Origin of the sequence: Sphingobium sp. EM0848, from assembly GCF_013375555.1 — a bacterium.
In the GTDB taxonomy this organism is placed as follows: Bacteria; Pseudomonadota; Alphaproteobacteria; order Sphingomonadales; family Sphingomonadaceae; genus Sphingobium.
The window spans coordinates 233,221-254,602 of the sequence record NZ_JABXWB010000005.1 but is presented as its reverse complement, the minus strand read 5'-3'; the positions used below and the strand labels follow the sequence as shown (position 1 = coordinate 254,602).

The 21,382-nt window shown below is 60.2% G+C and carries 26 protein-coding genes and 2 pseudogenes; 15 read left to right on the top strand and 13 right to left on the bottom strand.

Features of this window, described 5'->3' with window-relative positions; all coding sequences use genetic code 11:
- Nucleotides 1–38: 38 nt before the first annotated feature.
- The 7 genes from hmpA (at nt 39) to HUK73_RS19505 (ending at nt 7,037) form a co-directional block, all read left to right on the top strand.
- A complete protein-coding gene (gene hmpA, locus HUK73_RS19535) occupies nt 39–1,250 on the top strand; it encodes an NO-inducible flavohemoprotein (protein ID WP_176593525.1) in 1,212 nt (403 codons plus the stop codon).
- 11 nt (nt 1,251–1,261) lie between these two features.
- Nucleotides 1,262–1,726: a hypothetical protein gene (locus HUK73_RS19530; protein ID WP_176593524.1), complete on the top strand. Its 465-nt coding sequence runs from the start codon at nt 1,262–1,264 to the stop codon at nt 1,724–1,726.
- A gap of 316 nt (nt 1,727–2,042) precedes the next feature.
- Nucleotides 2,043–2,222, top strand: coding sequence for a hypothetical protein (locus tag HUK73_RS19525; protein WP_255326444.1), 180 nt, complete (start codon nt 2,043–2,045; stop codon nt 2,220–2,222).
- A gap of 214 nt (nt 2,223–2,436) precedes the next feature.
- Complete coding sequence (locus HUK73_RS19520) at nt 2,437–4,497, top strand: FUSC family protein (RefSeq protein WP_255326443.1); 2,061 nt, start codon at nt 2,437–2,439, stop codon at nt 4,495–4,497.
- Nucleotides 4,494–4,718 carry a DUF1656 domain-containing protein gene (locus tag HUK73_RS19515; protein WP_176593522.1) on the top strand — a complete coding sequence of 75 codons (225 nt, stop codon included), beginning with the start codon at nt 4,494–4,496 and terminating at the stop codon, nt 4,716–4,718. The genes HUK73_RS19520 and HUK73_RS19515 overlap by 4 nt, the downstream gene beginning before the upstream one ends.
- A gap of 1 nt (nt 4,719) precedes the next feature.
- Nucleotides 4,720–5,619 (top strand): efflux RND transporter periplasmic adaptor subunit, encoded by a 900-nt coding sequence (locus HUK73_RS19510; protein WP_176593521.1) that lies wholly within the window; start codon nt 4,720–4,722, stop codon nt 5,617–5,619.
- Nucleotides 5,613–7,037: an efflux transporter outer membrane subunit gene (locus HUK73_RS19505; protein WP_176593520.1), complete on the top strand. Its 1,425-nt coding sequence runs from the start codon at nt 5,613–5,615 to the stop codon at nt 7,035–7,037. The genes HUK73_RS19510 and HUK73_RS19505 overlap by 7 nt, the downstream gene beginning before the upstream one ends.
- Before the next feature lie 48 nt (nt 7,038–7,085).
- Here HUK73_RS19505 and HUK73_RS19500 read toward each other — a convergent pair whose 3' ends face one another.
- Entirely contained in the window at nt 7,086–7,457 is a 372-nt protein-coding gene (locus HUK73_RS19500) for a hypothetical protein (protein ID WP_218036663.1), read from the bottom strand.
- A 293-nt stretch (nt 7,458–7,750) separates the two neighbouring features.
- Between HUK73_RS19500 and HUK73_RS26570 the strand changes: the two genes are divergently transcribed.
- On the top strand, nt 7,751–7,915 hold the full coding sequence (locus HUK73_RS26570; RefSeq protein ID WP_218036791.1) for a hypothetical protein: 165 nt from the start codon (nt 7,751–7,753) through the stop codon (nt 7,913–7,915).
- 26 nt (nt 7,916–7,941) lie between these two features.
- Here the strand turns inward: HUK73_RS26570 and HUK73_RS27295 are convergent.
- From HUK73_RS27295 to folE, 4 genes and pseudogenes are all read right to left on the bottom strand, one after another.
- Nucleotides 7,942–8,061, bottom strand: a pseudogene (locus HUK73_RS27295) (hypothetical protein); the annotation flags it as partial.
- A gap of 115 nt (nt 8,062–8,176) precedes the next feature.
- A pseudogene (locus HUK73_RS19490) lies at nt 8,177–8,789 on the bottom strand (peroxiredoxin).
- Nucleotides 8,790–8,924: 135 nt separating this feature from the next.
- Nucleotides 8,925–9,623: an RNA polymerase sigma factor gene (locus HUK73_RS19485; protein WP_176593517.1), complete on the bottom strand. Its 699-nt coding sequence runs from the start codon at nt 9,621–9,623 to the stop codon at nt 8,925–8,927.
- 10 nt (nt 9,624–9,633) lie between these two features.
- Complete coding sequence (gene folE, locus HUK73_RS19480; RefSeq protein ID WP_176593516.1) at nt 9,634–10,281, bottom strand: GTP cyclohydrolase I FolE; 648 nt, start codon at nt 10,279–10,281, stop codon at nt 9,634–9,636.
- 163 nt (nt 10,282–10,444) lie between these two features.
- Between folE and HUK73_RS19475 the strand changes: the two genes are divergently transcribed.
- Together HUK73_RS19475 and HUK73_RS19470 are read left to right on the top strand one after the other, a co-directional pair.
- Entirely contained in the window at nt 10,445–10,972 is a 528-nt protein-coding gene (locus HUK73_RS19475) for a DUF4142 domain-containing protein (protein ID WP_176593515.1), read from the top strand.
- A complete protein-coding gene (locus HUK73_RS19470) occupies nt 10,969–11,316 on the top strand; it encodes a hypothetical protein (protein WP_255326442.1) in 348 nt (115 codons plus the stop codon). The genes HUK73_RS19475 and HUK73_RS19470 overlap by 4 nt, the downstream gene beginning before the upstream one ends.
- A gap of 93 nt (nt 11,317–11,409) precedes the next feature.
- On the opposite strand, the gene HUK73_RS19465 is transcribed toward HUK73_RS19470, so the two are convergent.
- Nucleotides 11,410–11,790: a hypothetical protein gene (locus HUK73_RS19465; protein WP_176593514.1), complete on the bottom strand. Its 381-nt coding sequence runs from the start codon at nt 11,788–11,790 to the stop codon at nt 11,410–11,412.
- A 140-nt stretch (nt 11,791–11,930) separates the two neighbouring features.
- Between HUK73_RS19465 and HUK73_RS19460 the strand changes: the two genes are divergently transcribed.
- The 3 genes from HUK73_RS19460 to HUK73_RS19450 all read left to right on the top strand — a co-directional run bounded on the left by HUK73_RS19460 (nt 11,931) and on the right by HUK73_RS19450 (nt 14,609).
- Nucleotides 11,931–12,779, top strand: coding sequence for a LysR family transcriptional regulator (locus tag HUK73_RS19460; RefSeq protein ID WP_176593513.1), 849 nt, complete (start codon nt 11,931–11,933; stop codon nt 12,777–12,779).
- Entirely contained in the window at nt 12,776–13,258 is a 483-nt protein-coding gene (locus tag HUK73_RS19455) for a DUF6306 domain-containing protein (RefSeq protein WP_176593512.1), read from the top strand. The genes HUK73_RS19460 and HUK73_RS19455 overlap by 4 nt, the downstream gene beginning before the upstream one ends.
- 292 nt (nt 13,259–13,550) lie before the next feature.
- Nucleotides 13,551–14,609, top strand: coding sequence for a pepsin/retropepsin-like aspartic protease family protein (locus tag HUK73_RS19450; protein ID WP_255326441.1), 1,059 nt, complete (start codon nt 13,551–13,553; stop codon nt 14,607–14,609).
- 418 nt (nt 14,610–15,027) lie between these two features.
- Here the strand turns inward: HUK73_RS19450 and HUK73_RS19445 are convergent, their stop codons facing one another.
- From HUK73_RS19445 to HUK73_RS19420, 6 genes are all read right to left on the bottom strand, one after another.
- A complete protein-coding gene (locus HUK73_RS19445) occupies nt 15,028–15,792 on the bottom strand; it encodes a cation diffusion facilitator family transporter (RefSeq protein WP_369805572.1) in 765 nt (254 codons plus the stop codon).
- Nucleotides 15,793–16,108: 316 nt separating this feature from the next.
- The gene (locus HUK73_RS19440; protein WP_176593511.1) at nt 16,109–16,459 is read right to left on the bottom strand and encodes a hypothetical protein; all 351 of its coding nucleotides are present in this window, start codon (nt 16,457–16,459) and stop codon (nt 16,109–16,111) included.
- A gap of 72 nt (nt 16,460–16,531) precedes the next feature.
- Nucleotides 16,532–17,299: a glucose 1-dehydrogenase gene (locus tag HUK73_RS19435; protein WP_176593510.1), complete on the bottom strand. Its 768-nt coding sequence runs from the start codon at nt 17,297–17,299 to the stop codon at nt 16,532–16,534.
- Nucleotides 17,300–17,302: 3 nt separating this feature from the next.
- Complete coding sequence (locus tag HUK73_RS19430; RefSeq protein WP_218036662.1) at nt 17,303–18,184, bottom strand: aldo/keto reductase; 882 nt, start codon at nt 18,182–18,184, stop codon at nt 17,303–17,305.
- 2 nt (nt 18,185–18,186) lie between these two features.
- Nucleotides 18,187–18,441: a tautomerase family protein gene (locus tag HUK73_RS19425; RefSeq protein WP_176593508.1), complete on the bottom strand. Its 255-nt coding sequence runs from the start codon at nt 18,439–18,441 to the stop codon at nt 18,187–18,189.
- Nucleotides 18,442–18,445: 4 nt separating this feature from the next.
- Entirely contained in the window at nt 18,446–18,934 is a 489-nt protein-coding gene (locus HUK73_RS19420) for a cupin domain-containing protein (RefSeq protein ID WP_176593507.1), read from the bottom strand.
- Between the two features lie 141 nt (nt 18,935–19,075).
- Between HUK73_RS19420 and HUK73_RS19415 the strand changes: the two genes are divergently transcribed.
- Both HUK73_RS19415 and HUK73_RS19410 read left to right on the top strand, forming a co-directional pair.
- Nucleotides 19,076–19,987 carry a LysR family transcriptional regulator gene (locus tag HUK73_RS19415; RefSeq protein ID WP_176593506.1) on the top strand — a complete coding sequence of 304 codons (912 nt, stop codon included), beginning with the start codon at nt 19,076–19,078 and terminating at the stop codon, nt 19,985–19,987.
- Between the two features lie 264 nt (nt 19,988–20,251).
- Nucleotides 20,252–20,587, top strand: a complete 336-nt coding sequence (locus tag HUK73_RS19410; protein ID WP_176593505.1) for a hypothetical protein — start codon at nt 20,252–20,254, stop codon at nt 20,585–20,587.
- A 340-nt stretch (nt 20,588–20,927) separates the two neighbouring features.
- Here the strand turns inward: HUK73_RS19410 and HUK73_RS19405 are convergent, their stop codons facing one another.
- Nucleotides 20,928–21,164 carry a DUF5818 domain-containing protein gene (locus HUK73_RS19405; protein WP_176593504.1) on the bottom strand — a complete coding sequence of 79 codons (237 nt, stop codon included), beginning with the start codon at nt 21,162–21,164 and terminating at the stop codon, nt 20,928–20,930.
- Nucleotides 21,165–21,382: the final 218 nt, after the last annotated feature.

Sequence of the window (21,382 nt, the reverse complement as noted above, 5' to 3'; positions counted from 1 at the left end):
AATTCGCAACGCCAATTTCAGCACAGGAGGAGATATCGATGTCGCAGCCCCTCAGCGAACAGACAATTGCCCTTGTCAAAGCCACGGTGCCCGCGCTGGAGGCTCATGGTCTGGATATCGTTCATGAGATGTATTCGCGCATGTTCCAGAACCCGGATATCCGCGATCTTTTCAATCAGTCGCACCATGGCGATGCGGGTTCTCAGCCCCGCGCCCTGACCGGGGCCATTCTGGCCTATGCCAGCAATATCGACAATCTCGGCGCACTCGTTCCGGCCGTCGAACGGATCGCGCAGAAGCATGTGGGCTTGCAGATCCTGCCGGAGCACTATCCCCATGTGGCTGAAGCGTTGCTGGGCGCGATCAAGGCGGTACTCGGGGATGCGGCCACGGAGGAGATTTTGGGCGCCTGGGGCGAGGCCTACTGGTTCCTCGCCAACATCCTGATCGCGCGTGAAGAACGCGTCTATACCGAGCAGAAGGAGACGATCGGGGGCTGGAACGGATGGCGCGATTTCCGCGTGGAGGAGGTCGTCCGGGAGAGCAGTGTGATCAACTCCTTCGTGTTGCGTCCTGTCGATGGCAATCCCGTCATGGCGCACCGGCCAGGGCAATATCTGACCTTCTGGTTCGAGATTCCCGGCCATCCACCGGTCAAGCGCAACTATTCGATCTCGGCTGCTTCCAACGGCCAGACCTACCGGATTTCGGTCAAGCGCGAGCCATTGGGACTTGCCTCCGGCTGGCTCCATGATGAAGTGAGGGTCGGAACCATTCTCAAAGTGGCTGCACCTGCCGGTGAATTCTTCCTGGCCGACCATGTCGAACGGCCGGTGGTGCTGCTTTCGGGCGGTGTAGGCCTGACTCCGATGGTGGCCATGCTCGAGGCGCTGGTCGCAGGCGGGGCCGAGGCTCCCATCTACTATATCCACGGCACCCACGACCGGGAGACGCACGCGATGCGCGACCATGTCCGTGCCGTTGCTGCCGAGGGCAAGACGGTCAAGGTGACAGACTTTCACCAGACCCCGCTCGCCGATGAGGTTGAAGGCCGCGACTATGATGCGGCCGGAATCATCACCGATGAATGGTTGGTCGCCAACACGCCGGTCGCCGACGCCGACTATTACATTTGCGGTCCGCGTCCGTTCCTGCGCCACGCGGTCTCTACGCTTTCGCTGACCGGTGTTCCGTCGGCACGCATCCACTATGAGTTCTTCGGTCCTGCCGATGAATTGCTGGTGGCCTGAGTGAAAGGACGATGGACGACATCACCATAGCGCGGACCATCCACGTCATCGCGATCCTGCTCTGGATCGGGGGTGTCGCGTTCGTCACGCTCGTGGTGATGCCGTCCATTCATGGCAGCAATCCACCGGAGGAGCGGCTCAGCGCCTTCCACCGGCTGGAAGGGCGCTTCGCCATGCAGGCGCGCATCTGGATATTGCTTGCAGGAAGCAGCGGTTTCTGGATGATCTATCGAGCGCAGATGTGGGAGCGGTTCGCTGATCCGCACTATTGGTGGATGTATGCCATGCTGTGTGTCTGGCTCATCTTTGCTGTGATGCTTTTTCTGATCGAGCCGCTGTTCCTGCATCGGCGCATGAAGCGGTCCGTTCGGTCCGTTGCCGATTTCAGGCGCATGGAGTGGATGCATCGCCTGCTACTGGTCTTCGCGCTCATCACGGTAGCTGGTGCGGTGGCGGGCAGTCATGGATTGATCTGATCCCCCCTTCCATAGCTGATCTGTCGTTCGGAGCACGAGAACTCTTGGATATTCGGGCTGATGTCCGATCGGCAGGACTGCGACTCTCGCGCGGGGGCTCTTCAAAATGTTCGATCACAGGTTTTGAAGTCAGCCTGCAAAAACATTCGTTTGCGCGATGCGTAAAGGTCGGCCAACATCGCGAACCAGGCCGTCATAGTGAAGACCGCTTCGAAGGCTGTTCCTGGAGGAGAGGATGCCCATGAAGGGGCAGCGATCGAAGCCGTCAGATACACACCCACCTTCTAACCGGCACCATGTGGTGTGGACTCTCATTATGGCGGCCGCAGCCTATGGCATATACTTCCTGCATCAGCATCGCGTCGTGACGGAAGAGCAACTGATGCTGTTCATCTTCGTCCTGGTGCCGACTGCAGCCTTTCTGCTTTCGGGACATGGTCAGGACCAGTCCAATGACGAAGAGGTCGTCCGGAAGGACAGATCTGGAAGCCGATAATCTTCATCCATTGTGATCCGGGCTTCGCGGATGCCGTTCTGCAATCTCCATTTTGAGGGAGTGCATTGCGGTGGTGCAATATTATTGCAGTCAGCCATAAATATTTTGATCTATGGATTGGTGACGAGCATCATTAGGCAGGCCGATGCAAAGGGGGTCATGAGCACGATCATGCTCGATCGTGACAATGTCCATTATGTCACGGTTGCCAGAAATGACGATGACGCTCACGGGCGAAAAGAGGCCCCTGCAATTCCCTGCACTGCACATCGACCCGCAGAAGCTGCTCTTTTCGCTGAGCAGCTTTCTGGCGGCGGCGATCACTTTGGCCATTGCCTTCTCCGCCAGTCTGCCGCGACCCTGGTGGGCGCTGTTGACGGTCTATGTGACGGCGCAGCCCATGGCGGGGGCGTTCAGGCCCAAGGCTCTCTACAGGCTGGGGGGTATCGTCGCGGGCGCGGGCGTCACCATCCTGCTGGTGCCCAATCTGCAAAATTCGCCGGAATTGCTTGTCCTGTGCCTCGCCGCCTGGACCGGATTCTGTATCTATCTGGCTGTGCTGGACCGGACGCCGCGGGCCTTCCTCTTCCAGATGGCGGCGTTCAGCTCGGCAGTCATCAGCTTTCCCTATCTGGACGATCCCGGCAACATTTTCGACACGACCATCGCGCGGGTCGAGGAAATGACGGTGGCGATCCTGTGCGTCACGGCTGTTCACGCGCTGCTCCAGCCGTGGAGCGCGACACCGGTCATCCGCGCCCGCGCGCAATCCTTTCTGGGGCATGCCCGCCGCTGGACTGCCGAGGCGCTCGGCAGCCATCATAGCCGGCTGGAGAATGAGCACCGGCGGATGCTGGCGGCGGACGTAACCGAATTGGGGATGATCGCCGTTCACCTGCCCTTCGATCAGCGCTGGGCGCCAGCAACGCGGCGGCGGGTGATGGCGTTGCAGCAACATCTGGCCAATATCCTGCCGCTGGCTTCGGCGGCGGCGAACAGGCTCGATCTGCTGCGGGAAAATGCTGCGATCCCTACGGAACAGGCCTTACTGCTGGACGATATTATCGATTGGCTGGTGAGCGGGGACGCCAGCCTTCAGCAGCTTCGGCCATTGCTGCAACGGTGCGAGGCGATGGCTGTCACGGCGGAGGGGCCGGGTGACTGGACGTCCCTGCTGACGGCGAGCGCCTGCGCGCGCATCGCGGAATTTCTGGTCGAACTGGCGGCGAGCCACCGGCTTGTACAAAGGATCGGCGCGCCGGGACGGCCCGCATTAAGGGCTGAGCCCTCTTCGTTCGCGCTAGCCCGCGACCATGGTGTGGCGGCGCTGGCCGGCCTTGCCACCGCGACGGCGCTCATCATCTATTGCGCGGTCTGGATCCTGCTTGCCTGGCCGAATGGATCGGCAACGGCTGCTTTCGCGGCGCTCATCACCTGCTCCTTTGCGGCCCAGGATGATCCGGCCCCGGTGATCGGCCGTTATCTGCTCGCGACGCTCAAGACCTTTCCGCTGGCCGCCCTCTATCTCTTCGTCATCCTCCCCAGGGTCGATGGCTATGAGATGCTCATTATGACCCTCGCTCCGGCCTTGCTGTGGATGGGCTATATTCAGGCGGATCCGAAGCGGTCGCCCCAGGCGCTGCCGATGTTTTCCTGCTTCATCGTCGCCATGGGTTTCCTCGCCCGCTTTCAGGCAGATTTCGCGCTGTTCGTGAATACCGGGCTGGCGCAGCTTGGGGGCATCGTCACCACCCTGGCGGTCACGCGGCTGTTCCGGTCGGTCAATGCGCTGTGGACGGCGCGGCGCATCCTGCGCGCCAATTGGGGCGATCTGGCACAGCTGGCCGATATTCGTCGTCCGTTCCGGCCCGAACGCTGGACCGCCATGGCCATCGACCGGCTGGGACAGGTCGCCGCTCGCATGGCCGTTGCCGCGCCGGGGGATGCGCTGCATAGCGCAGATGGCCTGGCAGACCTGCGCATCGGGCGCAATATCATCCCGATCCGCCGAGCGCTGCCCCATGTACCGCATGATGCGCGCCATCGGCTCGGCACTGTATTGGCCGGGTTAGCGACCTTCTATGGCCTGCGCTGGAGGGAGGGGCATGCCAATCCTCCACCGGCAAGCCTGTTGGAACCGATTGACCGTGCGCTGCAGGCGTTGCTCGCCCTTCCGCTGGATGAGGCGCGCCGCCGCGCGCTGCGTGCGCTGGTGGGGATGCGCTGCAACCTTTTCCCGAAGGCTGGTCCTTTGACGATGGAGGGCGGGGGGTGATCGAGGAGATCCACCTGCTGGGCGTCTACATGCCCGCCGCACTCGCCTGGGGTGTATTGGCGGCGGTGTCTGTCTATCTGCTGCGCGCGCCCCTCCAACGGCTACCGATCGCCCGGTTGCTCTGGCATCCCAGCCTGTTGGAACTCGCGCTCTTCATCCTGTTCTGGTGGGGGCTGTCCGCCTTTGCCGATGCCTTTCTCTATCGATGGTTCGCTTCCTGATATGCTGCATCGCCAAAATCTCCTGCGTTCGATCGTGACGCTGCTCGTCCTGCTCGTCATTCTGGGGGGCATCTATGCATTATGGCTGCGTTATCAGGTCGAGCCAGTCACCCGCGACGGCAAGGTGCGCGCTGACATGGTGCCGGTGGCGGCGGATGTGAGTGGCCTCGTCACGGACGTGCGTGTCAGCGACAATCAGCCCGTGGAAAGGGGTGACATCCTGCTCGTGATCGACCGTCCGCGCTATCAGCTGGCACTCGAACAGGCGGTGGCAAATGTCGCCAGCCAGCAAGCGGCACTGGCCCAGGCGATCCGCGAAGACAAGCGTAATCATGCCATGGCGGAGGTAATCGCGGTGGAAGTCGTCGAACAGGGGAGGGCGCGTGTTGATCAGTTGCGGGCGGGCATCGGCCAGGCGATCGCTGCCCGCAACCTCGCTCGCTTCAATCTCGACCGCACTTTCGTTCGCGCGCCGGTCGATGGAACGGTCGCCAATATGTCGCTGCAACCTGGCGTCTACCTCACCGCAGGCAAGCCGGCGCTCGCTTTGGTCTATGGCAAGTCCATGCGGGTGGAGGGCTATTTCGAGGAAACCAAGCTGCCGGCCATTCGCGTCGGCGATCCCGCCAGCATCTATCTGATGGGTGTTGCCGACGAGGTTGAAGGCCATGTCCAGAGCATCGCCGGCGGTGTTGAGGATCGCGAGCGCGGCGGGGTCGATGGGCAGCTCGCTAATGTGAACCCGTCCTTCACCTGGGTTCGGCTGGCGCAGCGCATCCCGGTTCGGGTCACGATCGACAGGATCCCGCCGCAGGTGCGGATGATTCCCGGGCAGACGGCGACGGTGATCGTCCATCCCCGCAATGATGGACGCAGCGTCCACAGGAGCCTGCCATGGTGAGGCGGGTTTCTCCTCTCCTCCTTGCGGCCATGCTGGCGGGCTGTGCGACCGTCGGGCCGGACTATCATGTTCCCGAAGCCGCTATGGTCAACGCACCGGGCGCGCAGGGCCATTTCCTCTCCGGCACACAGGTTACCAATATGGCCCCGCTGCCTGATCATTGGTGGAAGCTCTATGACGATCCGGTGCTGGATGATCTGATCGCCAGGGCGTTGGAAGCGAACACTGATCTCCGCGTGGCGGAGGCCAATCTCCAGCGCACGCTCGCCTTGCTGGATGCCCGAGGTGCGAGCCGGGAGATTCAGGGCAGTCTGACCGCGGAAACCAGCTATGCGCAAAGATCGGCCGAAGCCGAGTTGCAGCATGTCCAGCCGCCAACCCGGCAGATATACAATGCCGGTATTGCAGTCAGCTATGACCTCGACCTGTTCGGCGGTCTCAGGCGGGGAATCGAGGCGGCGAGCGCCGATACTGAAGCCGCCATCGCGGCTCGCGATCTGGTGCGTATCAATGTCGCGGCGGAAACGGCGCGTGCCTATGCTGACCTGTGCAACAGCGGCTTTCAGCTCGATGTGCTGGGACGTTCCATCGCCCTTCAGGAAAGGGGGGTGCGTCTGACCGGGGTGTTGATCCGTTACGGTCGTGCCGCACCCTACGAGCTGGATCGCCGGAAGGGCGCGCTGGACAGCAACAAGGCGCGCCTGCCTCGCCTGGCGGCCCGCCAACGCAATGCGGTCTTTCGCCTTGCCGCCTTGCAGGGGCGGACGCCAGATCAGGCTGATATGGAGCTGCTCGGCTGCCGCCATCCGCTGGAACTGGCGGATGTCCTGCCCGTCGGTGACGGTCAGGCGCTGCTGAAACGCAGGCCCGACATTCGTATGGCAGAGCGCCGTCTGGCCGCCTCCACCGCACGCATAGGTGTCGAAACGGCGGCGCTTTATCCCGATATCCGCCTGGGGGCGTCAGCCGGATCGACCGGTGCAGCGGTCGACTTTCTTTCGCCGCTCACCAACCGCTTCGGCTTCGGCCCCCTCATAAGCTGGACACTCAATCGCCATGCCGCCCGTGCTAGGATTGCCGCTGCGCAGGCGCAGAGCAGCGCTGATCTCGCAGGTTTCGATGGCGTGGTCGTCAAGGCGTTGCGCGAGGTGGAAACGGCACTCAGCAATTATGCGGCGGGGATCGACCAGCAGCAAAGCCTCAAGCAGGCCCGGGACGAGGCCGCACGGATGGCACAGCGTACGATCCAGCTTCGCCGCGGCGGGAAGATCGCCGAGCTTCCCGCGCTGGAGGCCGAGCGCGATCTGATCGCGGCTGAGCAGGCGGTGGCCGAAAGTCGGGCGGCGATAAACGAGGATCAGATCACGCTGTTCCTCGCCCTGGGCGGCGGCTGGGCGGACATATCCGCAAAGGAGTGAAACGTCCTTGATCCAATAGAGGAACAGCTCGGTGGTTCATGAAGCGTGTCAGCGTTCGTCTATATCGCGGCTTATTGTGGCGTTGACTGCCTTCCCGTCCTCCAGATGCAACAGCACCGTCCAGACCGCGTCTGCGGGGTAATAGTCGTTTAGGACGATCCGCTCGGAATAGGTGCATCTGGCCAGCCGGGGGTCGCGGTTATCGCCCGAGCATCGTGCGCCGGCGTTCTGGAGGGTATCGAGGGCATTCCAGAACAGCGTTCCTGGTGGTACGGCGCGCACGAGAACCGCATCCGTGTTACGAATATCGGCATACCATCGATAGTCGCTCTCGAGTCTCTCGAACGTGAATGGATGGGTCGGCGTGGAGTTCGCCTGAAGTGCAGGCGATGCTGTCACAAGTAGCAGCGACATGAGCATTCGATATTTCATGGGCTATCAGCTTTTCGTTGGAATTTATGACCATTGTTGATCTGGAGCAGCCCGGAGTGAGGAGCTTTTTTCCTACTCTCGGGAACTGGCGCTTATTCATCGGATAATCGCGCCTGCAACGCTGCGATGCAGATTGCGATGGCGTCGGTCCGATGTGTTCCGGTCCACTCACCTCGCTCGCCGCAGACATGAATGTCATCTCCATGCGCCTCGATCCAGCAGCCTGCGGGAACAAGTGTCATCGCCGCAAATCTCGAGCCTGAATATCGCAGGGCGCGTGCGTGAGTTCCATCACACTGACGCCAAACGCCTACCGCAATCATCTCTACCATGAGGTTCAGGCCGCGATCGGCGGTCGTTACCTCTACGTCTCGATGAAGGGGTTCTTCACAGGACGGCAGACCGTTTGCATTCGACCATCGCCGATCGCGTACACCCATCCGTGAAGCGTGAACTCCTTCGACCCCTCCCAGGCATGACGCACGATCGGATTTGCCGACAAGGCACTGTTTTGCGTTCTGACGTCGCATTTGCAAAGATCGTTCGGGCTGATCGGCTTTGGTCCGTTTTGGCATTTGCGACCCCGGTACACCTCCCGGATCGGCGCCAGCCAATGGCCGATTGCGGTCGAACAGTGAGGCAAGATCGATAGCGTCCGGCTCAAGGTCTGGGAGCTCGCGTGCCTCGCCTTTCCCCATTCGTCCAGCCTATTTCTGCAGGTCAACGATGCGGAGGTACGGCTTGAGCGTCCTGTAGCCCTGGGGGAACTGGCGGACAGCCTCCTCCTCGGACAGCTTGGGAGAGATCACGACGGGAACTCCCGGTGACCAGTTCACGGGGGTTGCAATGCTGCGCGCATCGGTGAGTTGAAGGCTGTCGATCGCGCGCAGAATTTCCGAGAAATTGCGACCCGTGCTCGGAGGATAGGTGAGGATCAACCGGACCTTTTTTGGAAGGATCGATCACGAACACCGATCGAACCGTCACGGTGGGATCGCTTTCGGGGTGGATCATGTCATAAAGCGTCGAAACTCGCGCGTCGGGATCGGCGATCATGGGGAAATCGAGGACCGCGTCCTGCGTTTCACGAATGTCTTCCTCTGGGTCGACGGAGAGGCCGATGGGCTTGATCTGCCGCCTGTCCCATTCGGGACGAAGCCTGGCGACTTCGCCCAGCTCGGTGGTGCAGACCGGCGTGAAGTTCTTGGGATGGCTGAACAGCACGCACCAGTTCGACCCGAGCCAGTCGTGGAAGCGGATGCGACCGTGCGTGGATTCCTGCTCGAAGTCGGGGGCGATCTGTCCGAGTTGTATCGTCATGGTGCCTCCATCATTCGCGGCTAGAATGAGGCAGGTGGATCAATCAAACAAGCGAATGTTATTTATAGTTAAAGACAATAATATTGTTCTGTGAAGATCGTTTCTTGGGAGTCCGCCTGCGGTCCTGAAAGGACCTTAGCCCGATGCGGGCGTACGGTCGCACAAGACGGCAATGACACGCTCGGTCAGTGACGCGCAATGGATACCCGCGAAGGGGAAAGCACCGACCAGGCTCGCCCGCAGTTCCGGGGCAAGCGCCTCGCGCAAACGGCGTCGCGCCCGGAGCAGCCGCGTCTTTACCGTGCCAGGCGGGATATCGAGCGTTTCCGCAACTTCATCAACCGTCATCCCCTCGACCTCGCGCATGACGAAGACGAGCCGGAAATCAGGGGGCAGAGTTCCGATCGCGACCTCCAATATCCCGCGCATCTGCTTGATCGCCATCGCGGCCTCTGGCCCCTTTTCCTTCGATCCGTTCATCAGCCTGTCCCGATAGACATCGAGGTCGGTTACCGATTCCGCATCGAGCCGCGCAAGGCGGCGGCGCGCCGCCCGCGCGCGGCCCAGTGCTTCGTTGATGACGATCCGTGTAAGCCAGGTCGACAGCGACGCCTGACCGGCGAACCTGTCGATCGCGGCAAAAGCATGGAGATAACCACTCTGGACGGCGTCCTCCGCTTCGGCGCGGTTGCCCAGAATGCTCCACGCCGCGCGAAACAGGCGTTGATTGTTGCGTTCGGTCATGAGCCGGACGGCGGCAGGGTCTCGCATCCCGACACGCCGCGCCAGGTCGATGTCGGTCAGTGCCGCGATATACAATGCCGAAGCCGTCATCACCTTCCTCCTAACGCGTGCACCGCGCGAGCGGGAGCGTTTCCAGCAGTTCGCGGCGCAAGTCCGCATCCGCATCAAAATCACCGAGCCAGCATTGCGACACCATCGAAACGCCGTGCTGGTTGACGCCGCGGCTCGACATGCAACCATGCGCCGCCTCGATCACGACGGCAACGCCACGCGGCTTCAGAGCGCCATTCAGCGTATGCGCGATCTGGCTGGTCAATCGCTCCTGTAACTGCAGGCGCCGCGCATAGGCATCGACCAGCCGCGAGAGCTTCGAGATTCCGACCACGCGACCATTCGGCCGGTAGGCGACATGCGCCACGCCGGTGATCGGCGCGAGGTGATGCTCGCATGTCGAAACCAGCGGGATCGACCGGAGCGCAATCACGCCCTGATAATCCGCCGCTTCGGTGAAGGTGCGCTCCAGCAGCGTCGCTGGGTCGATCGTATAGCCGGCAAACCATTCGCGCCACGCCCGGGCGACCCGAGCGGGCGTGTCAGCCAGGCCTTCGCGATCGGGGTCTTCGCCCGTCGCGATGATCAGCGCGCGAACAGCCCGCTCGATGGGGGAGCGTCGCGGCCGAACCAGCGGCAGTGAAGTGGCCGTATCCGTAACAGGTTCGTCGGTGATGGCGTCATCATAATAGTCCATGCAAAATAATCCCGCTGCTGTGGCTGTCTATTGGATGCCGCAGTCGCGGCCAGGTTCCCCGATCACATTCATGCCGCGTACCGGGAACCTTGCTGCCCGCGCGGCATCCAATATCGCATGCGCCCGGAATCGTTCCGTCGCGCCAGGACTGGGGACAGGACAGATGCGGAACACAATCTCACTCATGCTCGGTGCCATCGGTCTGGCGACAGTTTCCAGCGTCGCGCTATCACAGGACGGACATATCAACGACGCGCAGATTGCGCACATCGCCTATACAGCTGGCGCGATCGACGTCGAAGCGGGGCGTCAGGCGCTGGCGAAATCAAAAAATACCACGGTACGCGCATTCGCCTCGACAATGGTCCGCGACCATCAGGCGGTGAACGACCAGGCGCTCGCACTGGTCAAGAAGCTCGGCGTCACGCCCGAAGGGAACGCGACCAGCACTGCGTTGACCAAACAGGCGGCCAGGGAGCATGAGGCGCTGGCAGGGCTAAGCGGCGCCCAATTCGATCACGCCTATATTGCGAATGAGGTGGCCTATCATCGCATCGTGAACGGCGCGCTCCGCGACACGCTGATTCCAGGAGTCCGGAATCCCGAGCTCAAATCGCTGCTTCAGACCGGTTTGACCTTGTTCGGCGAGCATCAGGCTCATGCCGAGCATCTCGCGGCCAGCCTGAAATGACGCCCGGTGCCGGCATGGCGGGGCCGCATCTCGCCGCCATGCTGGCGGTCGTCCCACTCTTTCTTGGGACGACCGCCACGGCGCGGGACACGCACAGGACGCACATGGTCGTCATCGAGAGGATGAAATTCGGTGCAATGCCGGCCGGGTTGCGCGTCGGCGATACGCTTCTGTGGGTCAACCGGGACATGTTTCGCCACACTGCCACCGCGCGCGACAAGAGCTTCAATGTCGATCTGATGGCCGGGAAAAGCGGGACGATAGTGCTGAAACGGCCGGGGACGGTGGCGTTCTACTGCACCTTTCATCCGGGAATGCAGGGCCTGCTCAGCATCGCGCGTTGAAGCCACATAATTTAATAAGGATCTGTAATTTGCAGTCGTTTGGTGGTCGTCCCTCGGGCCCCGTTCCAGGACCTTGCATGCCGCTGTTTCGATTCATGGTCCAGGCTTCCTTGGCCGGTACAACCTGCCTTTCCACTTGCGCGCCGGCTCTGGTTTTCCGGTTTTGTTAGTTAGTTGGATAGTCAACGGCCATGCGCTGTAGATCTCTGGTGGCGGATCGACCTCATCATAATGTTGATAAGGCCTGCGCGATGCTTGCTGCTCGATGTCTACAGCGATGAATGCGCCCATGGCCACCGCGACGACGAAGCAGATCATGGAGGGCATCAGGCCGTCACTGATATACCCTCGCCGATGGAGGATCGCGATGCCTGTAGCCAGGCCAATCGTCAGCAGCGTTAGCGAGATGGCAAGCCAAGAATACACTCTTCTTGAATGGAAGGGTTCTGGCCTGAATGGACCTTGATGTTTCATGGCTGGCTCACGTCGAAGGTCGAAATATTGCGGGGTTAGTTGCTGCCATTGCCGTCTCTCCTTGTGGCCTCATCATCTTCTTGCTAGTACACATGAAGCAAATGAATATTATTGTGCTTTGAGTGCAAGGATCTGCATAAATGGACATCAGCATCGCCCGCACCTTCCTCGAGGTGGTGAAGACGGGCAGCTTCGTGGGTGCCGCCAATAATCTTCATCTCACGCAGACCGCTGTCAGCGCTCGCATCCGGGTTCTTGAGGAGCAGCTTGATCGACCGGTCTTCATTCGCAACAAGGCCGGGGCTAAGCTGACGCCGGCTGGCGAACAGTTTCTTCGCTTCGCCACGACCCTTGTGCAGGTCTGGGCGCGTGCGCAGCGTGCGGTTGCGCTCCCTCCGGGTCGTGAAACGGTCGTCACGGTCGGGGCTGAACTCAGCCTCTGGAGTCCATTGCTGCGGCACTGGCTGTTGTGGATGCGGCGCGAGTGCGCCGAAATCGCCGTGAGCACGCATATTGAGGCCTCTGAGCGCTTGATGGAGCAGGTCCAGGATGGAACGCTCGACGTGGCGGTACTCTATGCGGCCCCCAGCAGGCCGGGTGTCGTCGCTGAGTTGCTTTTCGAGGAGAAACTGGTGCTCGTCAGGACGACCCCGACTCATGCGTCGCTGGCCCCCGAGGATCATGTGCTGATCGACTGGGGCGAGGAATTCGCTGCCAGCTATCAGGCCGCTTATCCCGATCAGCCCAATGCGGTCGTGTCGATCAGCTATGGCCCCCTGGCGCTGGATTATATCCTGGCGACGGGCGGCAGCGGCTATTTCCGGAAGGGCTTCATCCGCCCTTATCTGGAGGAGGGGCGGCTCGCGCTGGTGCCGGGGAGCCCCGAATTCTCCTATTCGGCCTATATGGTGCACTCGACCAAGGCGGATCCCGGCGTGATGGATCGTGTCCGGGCGGGACTTCATGCGGCAGCGGCGATAGCGATATGACGAACGAACCCTCTTCTCCAGTATGTTACGGTGCTGGTGCGGACGACAGCTATATGGGCTATGCGTCGCGCGACGAGATACTGGCGGCATTGAACGAACTGCTTGAGGCTGAGCGGGCAGGGGCTCGTGTCGCACTGGCCAGTAGAAAGTCGATGCAGGACGTCCGCTTTTCAGAGCTGATGCGGATCGTTCGCGCAGATGAAGCGCGCTGGTGCGCCATGCTGTCGCGTCAGATCCGGCGACTTGGCGCCCTCCCGTCCCGTCGAACTGGCGCATTTTATGGCAGGGCGATGGACATCGACGATCCTCGTGAACGCACCATCTTCCTCAATCGCGGTCAATCCTGGGTGGTGCGCAAGCTCGACGCCCTGATGCCGCGGGTCAGGGACGAAGTGCTGCATGCGAACTTGCGCAAAATGGCTGAAAAACATCGGACGAACATCGATCTGGCAGAAGCCGTCATTCAAGAGGCTGGTTGATCGGTCCGTAGGATATGTCGCATCATATGCGGTCGGCAATCACGTTCGGGTGGATCAGGATTGCGAACGGTTTTATCGTGAAAACGGAATATTCAACAATAATAGCTATATAAAAGTGCAATAATATTCATTTGATTTAGTGAATGGCTTCGACAAATAGCATCCACGATCAGAAAATAAGATCGACGGGGGATGCAATTTGTTGAGACGGTTTTTCAGTAGATCGACTTTGCATGTAAAGGATGCTGCCGTACGCCGAGCGGAAGGAGCGATCGACGATGCCTGGGGGGTAATGGACCTGCCGAAACGTCGAATGATCTTCGCGCCAGTGAAATTGAATGATCGGACGATCGCTGCTCTGGTCGACAGTGGTACCTCTCGAACCATCATCAACGGCGGTCTGGCCAAGGAATTGGGGCTGGTGCCGCTGGGCGAGACGTCCGTCACCTCCTTCACACGCAGGGTCGCTGGCCTGTGTTATCGTGCCGAAAGGATCGAACTGGCTGGCATGGTCCTGAAGGATTTCGTTTTCGACAGCTATGGAACGGCGGAAATCGAGGCGCTGTCGCGCCAGCGCATCCCTTTGATATTGGGTCGGGACATACTGGGGAAGGTCGATGCGGAGGTCGACTTCGTCAAGGATCGCGTTCGTTGGGTTTCGATGGAAGCAAGGCGAGGTTTCCAGGCGGATCTTATATTACCCTTGCATGGAGAGCGGGCTGCCTTTCCATCGATCGATGTGACCCTTGAAAAAATGCCGCGAGAAAGGGCACTGCTCGACCTGGGTAGCGACACGCCAATTACCATGGCGGCGGATTTTGCCCATGAGCACGGCCTACTCAAAGAAAGACGCCAATCTTCGGCAGTATCCATAGGTCTGGAAGGCGTACTCACCAATATCACATTTTCGCTTCGGAACGTGAAGATTGGTGACTTCGAACTGCGTGATGTTCCGGTACACGCAGTCGAGAACTGGAAGCTTGCTCAGCCTATATCTCTGGGATGGCCTTTGTTTCAGGCATTCCGCATGGTCCTGAGTTTGGGTACAAAGACTTTGGACATGAAGGTGGACAGACATATCCTCGTTTCCGAAATCCCGAGAGACAGGCTGGGAATTTCGGGCCGCCGTGAGGAGCAGCGGCTTGTTATATCCCACGTCGCGCCATGGAGTCCTGCCTGGCACGCCGGATTACGGGCAGGTGATGTGGTGGTCAGTGTCGATGATCGCGCGATCAGCAGGGATTACCCGGGCCTTGGAGAGCGTATTGGCTTTCGCGCTGCAGGGAGCAATATTCGCCTTGGCCTTGCCGGGGGGCGGGATATCGATCTGATGTTGATAGATTATTTCTGACGATCAGGGCGGGCACTGCTGAGCGACGGATGCGCGCAGATCTTCGCTGTTAAAGTCGTCGACGGTTGCATCTTGATTGGCGAAGTCGCTGCCCCGCCGCTATGGTGATGATATCGGGGATGAAGCGATGATTCTTCAGCGTCAATTGGATCACCTGGGGTGCCGGGGCGGAGTCGGCCAGAGCCGCCGGGGCTACGAAAAGCGCGACAGTTCCGGCGAGCATATATCTGATCATGCTTTACTCCGTCGATGGCCCGCCTTGACGCACTCACAATCGAGACGTGAGCAGCGTGCGCCTGCGGTCGCTCCTGCCCCAAAACAGGCAAGCTGGAAATCAGGCGATCCAAAGTTTGGTGAAATGTAATATAATGATCGAGTGACGCGATATTCCTACGCGGTCCAGCCCGCAGCAGCCGGGTCAAGTTCGACTGCTCGCTTTTGCCGTTCGCGCCTCGCTCAATATTTCGAAAGCTTCCTTGATGACATAGGCGCCAATGGCAGCGCCAACAGCCAGATCGAAGTAATGAATCTGCGTCGCCAGCACGGCGATGCCCGAAAGGATCACAGCGGCATTGGCGATGATGTCAGCCCTGGTGAATATCCATGCCGCTCGCATATGAACCTCTTTGCTGCGCTGCCTTGCCAGGAGCCGCAGCACAATGATGTTCACGGCCAGCGCCGGAAGCGAAATGGCAATCATCCAGGCGCCCTGCGGCGAACCACCTTCGAACAGTCGCCGGATCACGTCGATCACAAGGCCCGCGCCGAGAAGGAGAAGCATGAAACCGCTGATCGTGGCCGCGTTCGCCTTGAAGCGGCTGCTTCGGCCAATGGCCGCGAGGGCGATCGCATAGACGCAGGCATCGGACAGCATATCCAGACCATCGGCCACGAGGCCCGTCGAATTGATGGTGATCCCGCCGCCAACTTCCATCGCGAACATCAGTGCGTTCAGCGCAAGCGCCGTCCAAAGCGTGGGGCGCTGGTCTTGCGTGTCAGCCGGGATCGGTTCGCATCCGCAGTTTGTCATGCCACTATCCATATTGATTTGACCGGAATGGGCAATGGCGCTGCGGTTTCGCAGCAATAGGCTGAATAGCTGCGATTGACGATGGCCTATAAGGAGTTCGATGAATACAGTCGAACGCGGCCAGCGTTCATTTGCATATCGCTTGCGCGCCACAGGTCGTATCTCCTTGTTTCGATAGTATATATGCAAGCTCAGAAGATGTTATGTGCATTTTCCCATGCCTCGCGATCGCTGTTGCGCTTGGCTTGGCAATGATGTTTTCTTCGGTAGTCGTCCGGGCGCAGTCAACCCGACTGGACGACCTGGTAGGAACTCGCGCGGTACAGGGGGAGGGAGAACTCCAACGTCGCGGCTACCGAAACGTCGGTGGCGAGAAAAGCGACGACCGCAACCATTCCTATTGGTGGAACGACGCTCGTCGCCAATGTGTCTCGATCGTGACGATAAATGGCCGGTACAGCTGATCACTTCAACCCCCATCACGGATTGCGGACGGCGTGCGGTTCGCTGGGAACGCCGTCCTTTCCGCCCTGATCGCCGTGATCGTCCGGCTGCTGGTTATGTGGCGCCCGATGAACTGTCGCGTGCCTGCCGCAACGAAGCTGCGGCGGCCTTCGACCGACGAATCGGGGAGATAACGGCTAACACGCTGATCAGACAGTCCAGCGGCTATCTGGTACAAGGTTGACACGATCGCCGGGACAGCAAGAAAGGCACCAGATTCTTCAATTGCCGTTTTGATGAAGACGGCAGATTTCTTGGTGTTGGCTGAACGGGCAGTCACGGCGATACAACTGCGCTGGCGCTGCCAGCGACCCATTAGAGACGCTCAGTACTCGGCCTCGCGTTACTGGGAGCGGACCTTCCGCAAAGGACGGTAGGCCCGCCCAACTCAGTGTGCGGTAAAGCCGCCATCGACCGGAAGTCCCACGCCGATCACGAAGCTCGCGCCTGGGCTGCATAGCCACAGCACTGCTGCGGCTATCTCGTCGGCACGGCCTGGCCGTCCGATCGGCTGCTGCTTCATGATCTCGGCCATGGCGTCAGACTGGTCGGCAAGCATATCCTGCACCATTGGTGTGTCGATCGTGCCAGGGCAGACGGCGTTGATGCGGATGCCTCGCGGTGCATATTCCACGCCAGCGCTTTTGGTCATGCCGAGCACCGCATGCTTGGTGCCATGATAGGAGGCGCGCTCCGGCAATCCTACCAATCCGCCAAGTGATGAGCAGTTCACGATCGCCCCCGAGCCCTGCTCTCGCATCACGCGAAGCTCATGCTTCATGCACGCCCATACGCCTCGCTGGTTGACAGCAGTGACTCGCTCGTAATTGTCCAGAGGTTCGTCAGCGGCATCGGACGGTGGCACCTGGATGCCGGCATTGTTGAACGCCATGTCAAGCCGGCCAAACTCAGCGAAGGTGCGATCAACCATCGCGGCCACCTGGGCCTCGGCGGCAACATCACAGGCAAAGCCCATCGCGATGCCGCCTTCGCCTGTGATCCGCTTCGCTTCACGATCGGCCAGCGAGCCATCGAGATCGGCAAGGACGACCGCCGCGCCGCTCGCCGCAAAGGCGCGCGCTGTGGCGAGGCCCATTCCCTTGGCCGCACCGGTAACGAGTGCGACCTGTCCCTTGAAGTTATAGATCGGGTTCATGGCTTAGCGCTCCGTCGCCGCGGCGGGCCGGCGCTTCTTGCCGAAGACCGGGAAGGCATTCGCCTCGCCATAGTCCATATCAGTGGTAGCGTTCTTCAGAGCGGTCATATCTTTGTCGGAAATCACGAAGTCCAGATCGGTGTTGCTGCGCATATGATCCTGGTGGGTGGTCTTGGGCAGCGGAAGAAGGCCCAGTTGCAGGCAGTAGCGAATGCAGAGCTGCGCTACGTCGACGTCATACTTGCCGGCCATCGACGCAAGCCGGTCATTCTTCATCGCCGCGCCATGCGCGACCGGCGAATAGGCTTCCATCAGCAGGTCTTCGTTCCTGCAATAGTCGATGAGGTCGAACGGCGTGTTGCCCACATGCGCGAGTACCTGGTTGACCATCGGCCGAACGCTGCCGTTCGCGAACAGGTTTTCGAGGTCGGCCCGCTCAAAGTTTGAGACGCCGATCGCTTGGAGCTTGCCCGCGGCATGTGCCTCTTCCAGCGCACGCCATGCCTCCAGATTGCCCGCGTCATAATCCCCGCCGTCACGAAATTCGGACCATGGTTGGGGACTGTGGATCAGCATCAGGTCGATGTGGTCGACGCCTAGTGCGCGCAAGGAGGCATCGATGCGATCCCTGGCGTCTGCAAAGCTTTTGGACTCGGCGGCGAGTTTTGTCGTAACGAAGATCTCATCGCGCGCGATGCCGCTGGCGCGCAGGCCTTCCCCTACGCCTCGCTCATTGCCATAGGCTTGCGCGGTGTCGATATGGCGGTAGCCAAGAGTGATGGCTTCGCGCACGATCGGCACGACGGCGCTATCGCCGATGCGCCAGGTCCCGAGGCCGAGTTTCGGAATTTGGATGCCGTTGGACAGGGTGAAGCTTTCTTCCAATATCATGGCTTGTTCCTTTGATCCGAGGGGAGCGGGCCATAGCCCGGAGCTTTGGTGAGTTGCCCCCATTTGCTGAGAATGTTGGGGTCGTAGACGTGCTTACTCCAGTCCTCGGGGGCGATTTCCTCGAAGGCGACCGAGGCAGCATCTTCGCCATAACCGAGTATCTCCATCACGCCTCGCGAGAGGATGTCGGTGAGGGCCTGCTTCTGCGCATCGGATTTGCGCGGCCACAGCTTGACGACGACGTGCGGCACCGCCTCAACCTTTGCCCAATGGCGCAAAATATTCCTCGTCGGTTACCTTCTCCATCCAGGTGACGGGCGTGCCATTCACCGATTCCTGGATCGCGATGTGGGTCATGGCTTCAAGCGGCGTCGCACCGTGCCAGTGCTTGTGTTCGGCCGGACACCACAGGATGTCGCCGGCATGGAACTCAAACTTCGGGCCGCCCGCGATCTGGGTCCAGCCCACACCTTCTGTGACGATCAGCGTCTGGCCGGCTGGATGTGTGTGCCACGCGGTACGCGCTCCGGGCTCGAAATGGACGATCGCGCCGGAGACACGCGACGGCTCCTCGCGCTGGAACTGTCCGGTGATCGTAGCCTTGCCCGTGAAGAACTCTTCCGGTCCGTCAACGGTCTTGAGCTCTGCCTTGCTGGTGATGTCCATCGCTCTCTTTTCCTCCTGTGCCTGGGCGGCGTTCGTCGAAACAAGAAGTGCGGCCAAAATCGCGGCGAACCTAACCATGGCGCGTCCTCTCTGGATGAGTGCCCGCAGCAAGCGAGCGGGCCGTGAACTCAGCATTTAATGCTCCCGCCGCGCGAGGATTAGTCCCGTCCGAAGCAATGAGCTGATGAACAGTGCTCAACAATATGATAGAGCATGCCCATGCAGATCAGCCGTGCCGACCTTGCAGATTTCGCTTATTTCATTGCCATTGCCAAGCACCTCAGCTTTAGGCGGGCGGCACTGGAGATGGGCGTTACGACATCTGCCCTGAGCCACGCCATTAGCGCCCTGGAAACGCGGCGCGGCGTTAGATTGTTGAACAGAACGACAAGGAGCGTCACTCTCACCGCAGCAGGCGAGGAACTCTGCGCAATGATCGAGGGGCCTCTGGATATTATTGGCCAAGCTGCCGAAAGTCTGAACCGCTTTCGGGATGCGCCTGCAGGGCGGGTGCGCATCAATGTGCTGGAAGATGCGGTGGCGCTCCTGCTCGACCCAGTCATGCCGATCTTCGTCGACCGCTATCCGGAGGTGGAGGTTGACATCAGCGTGAGCAATCGCCTCGTCGACGTCATAGGCAGCGGCTTTGATGCCGGTATCCGCTATGGCGGCACCGTGCCGGAAGACATGATTGCGCAGAGGCTTTCCCCTGATATTCGGTGGATGGCGGCAGCTTCGCCCGCCTATCTCGATCGTTTCGGTGCACCGGCAAGCCCGGCCGATCTGGCACAACATCGCTGCATCCGCATCCGGCTCGGCAATGACAAACTCTATCAGTGGGAGTTCGAACGCGGCGATGACGTGGTAGCGGTCGCGACGCCCGGTCCGCTGACGGTGGATGCCAGCCATGTCGCGCTCGGTCTGGGCATGGGTGGCGTTGGCATCATTTATGGCGCGGAGCCCGTTCTTTCCCCCTACCTAGAAACCGGCGCCTTGAAGATCGTACTCGAAGATTGGGTATCGATGGGGGCTGGATTCCACGCCTATTATTCGGGCCGTCGGCAGGTTCCCACAGGATTGCGGCTCCTAATCGACCTCATCCGTGAGATCCGCCCGCTTGGCCGCTTATGATTAGCTTTGCTTCGTGGATCGGCCCTTCCCAGACGTTCAGCAGTCAATTTCTGGCACCAAGCTGCGGACAGCTAGGTTTCCCGTCCGCGACGCGCACGATTGGCCGAATCCAGAATGGCGGGTTCGGGGAGGGAATTCAGTAAGCTATGATGCGCGGCGAGCATGGTTTTCAGCACCGCCAGTCGACGGGCTGCCGTCTTCGCTAGGGCCACCCCGCGCGATGTGCCATATCGACGCGAATCGATATAATAAGGGGAGGGTCGTTTGCGCTTTCAAAATCAGATGAACGGGTATGTCGAAGTGTGCAGTGCGCCATTTTTGTGGGCACTCTTGTTCGGGCCGCTTTATTTCGTGATCAAGGGCGTCTGGCGGCACGTTATTCTGTATTTCATCATCAATAGCGTGCTGATTTACACCGCATTCTGGTCCGGTTGGGCGGGAAATGATCCGGGCAGAACCCCCATCGTCACCGCCGTTGCCATTGCGGGGGCCATCCTGCCGTTTCTGATCTATCCCTTCATCGCCCGAGATATCATCCGCTACCACTTTCTGCGGCAGGGTTGGGTCGAGCTAAACAAAGACGGATCACCAAGAGATTGATCCAGCTTCACCTGTCTCAGCATTCCATGAGAAATGGCGAGGGCATTTGACCCTCGCGTCGTTATTTCCACCTTCATGTGATCATTATGGGCATGGATTCCGTGCTGCTGTTGTTCTGGGCTGTGAACCGGCGTCAAAGCGGAACCCCGCCAAAGAAACGCATACTACATTCATTTTATTGCCTATGCGCCTGAGGCACGGAGTTAAGACCAGCGCCTGCAGGTAGCCCGCTTCGGCGCCGATCCACATTCAGTCCGACGCAATGAGTGTTGCGATCACCTTAGCCTCCTCATGATATGAGCGACCCTATTAGCGGGGGAAGCGCAGGCAAGCGACCGCCCTACATTCCGGCTGTATCCCTGATCGCTTTCAGCGGTTCAACGGCTTCGATCCAGTTAACCGCGAGCGCCTGTGCGCCCGTTCGAATGCCTTCGACCAGGACATTATTCTGGAGAAGGTGGCCAACATCCTTGAGCGTGCCGATCTCCCAGAAGGCGCCATCCCGCGCACGGACATACAATCCGGCCACTCCGGCCAGCAAGACGCCTTCAAGGCGAAAATATGAACCGATATTCATGCACGGCTATTTAGAGAGGATCAGTGGCATTACCATGACGGTGCAACGTGCCGTGCTTTGCACGAGACAAAATGCCCCTCACACCCAGATTTTGATCTCCTTGGCTGGTTCAAAGCCGATTCTACCGCACTCAGGGGCTTCGCCTGACCGACGATCGTGTGACACAAGTCATTGCGCCCGCAGGCCGCCCGCTTCCGCCGCATGCAAATTTGCCCAAC

What these genes read in the sequence shown, in the direction of transcription:
- hmpA (WP_176593525.1), top strand. Translation starts at nt 39, where the DNA reads ATGTCGCAGCCCCTCAGCGAACAGACAATTGCCCTTGTCAAAGCCACG.
- HUK73_RS19530 (WP_176593524.1), top strand. Translation starts at nt 1,262, where the DNA reads ATGGACGACATCACCATAGCGCGGACCATCCACGTCATCGCGATCCTG.
- HUK73_RS19525 (WP_255326444.1), top strand. Translation starts at nt 2,043, where the DNA reads ATGGCGGCCGCAGCCTATGGCATATACTTCCTGCATCAGCATCGCGTC.
- HUK73_RS19520 (WP_255326443.1), top strand. Translation starts at nt 2,437, where the DNA reads ATGACGATGACGCTCACGGGCGAAAAGAGGCCCCTGCAATTCCCTGCA.
- HUK73_RS19510 (WP_176593521.1), top strand. Translation starts at nt 4,720, where the DNA reads ATGCTGCATCGCCAAAATCTCCTGCGTTCGATCGTGACGCTGCTCGTC.
- HUK73_RS19505 (WP_176593520.1), top strand. Translation starts at nt 5,613, where the DNA reads ATGGTGAGGCGGGTTTCTCCTCTCCTCCTTGCGGCCATGCTGGCGGGC.
- HUK73_RS19500 (WP_218036663.1), bottom strand. Translation starts at nt 7,457, where the DNA reads ATGCTCATGTCGCTGCTACTTGTGACAGCATCGCCTGCACTTCAGGCG.
- HUK73_RS19485 (WP_176593517.1), bottom strand. Translation starts at nt 9,623, where the DNA reads ATGACGGCTTCGGCATTGTATATCGCGGCACTGACCGACATCGACCTG.
- folE (WP_176593516.1), bottom strand. Translation starts at nt 10,281, where the DNA reads ATGGACTATTATGATGACGCCATCACCGACGAACCTGTTACGGATACG.
- HUK73_RS19475 (WP_176593515.1), top strand. Translation starts at nt 10,445, where the DNA reads ATGCGGAACACAATCTCACTCATGCTCGGTGCCATCGGTCTGGCGACA.
- HUK73_RS19470 (WP_255326442.1), top strand. Translation starts at nt 10,969, where the DNA reads ATGACGCCCGGTGCCGGCATGGCGGGGCCGCATCTCGCCGCCATGCTG.
- HUK73_RS19465 (WP_176593514.1), bottom strand. Translation starts at nt 11,790, where the DNA reads ATGAAACATCAAGGTCCATTCAGGCCAGAACCCTTCCATTCAAGAAGA.
- HUK73_RS19460 (WP_176593513.1), top strand. Translation starts at nt 11,931, where the DNA reads ATGGACATCAGCATCGCCCGCACCTTCCTCGAGGTGGTGAAGACGGGC.
- HUK73_RS19455 (WP_176593512.1), top strand. Translation starts at nt 12,776, where the DNA reads ATGACGAACGAACCCTCTTCTCCAGTATGTTACGGTGCTGGTGCGGAC.
- HUK73_RS19450 (WP_255326441.1), top strand. Translation starts at nt 13,551, where the DNA reads ATGGACCTGCCGAAACGTCGAATGATCTTCGCGCCAGTGAAATTGAAT.
- HUK73_RS19440 (WP_176593511.1), bottom strand. Translation starts at nt 16,459, where the DNA reads ATGGGTCGCTGGCAGCGCCAGCGCAGTTGTATCGCCGTGACTGCCCGT.
- HUK73_RS19435 (WP_176593510.1), bottom strand. Translation starts at nt 17,299, where the DNA reads ATGAACCCGATCTATAACTTCAAGGGACAGGTCGCACTCGTTACCGGT.
- HUK73_RS19420 (WP_176593507.1), bottom strand. Translation starts at nt 18,934, where the DNA reads ATGGTTAGGTTCGCCGCGATTTTGGCCGCACTTCTTGTTTCGACGAAC.
- HUK73_RS19415 (WP_176593506.1), top strand. Translation starts at nt 19,076, where the DNA reads ATGCAGATCAGCCGTGCCGACCTTGCAGATTTCGCTTATTTCATTGCC.
- HUK73_RS19405 (WP_176593504.1), bottom strand. Translation starts at nt 21,164, where the DNA reads ATGAATATCGGTTCATATTTTCGCCTTGAAGGCGTCTTGCTGGCCGGA.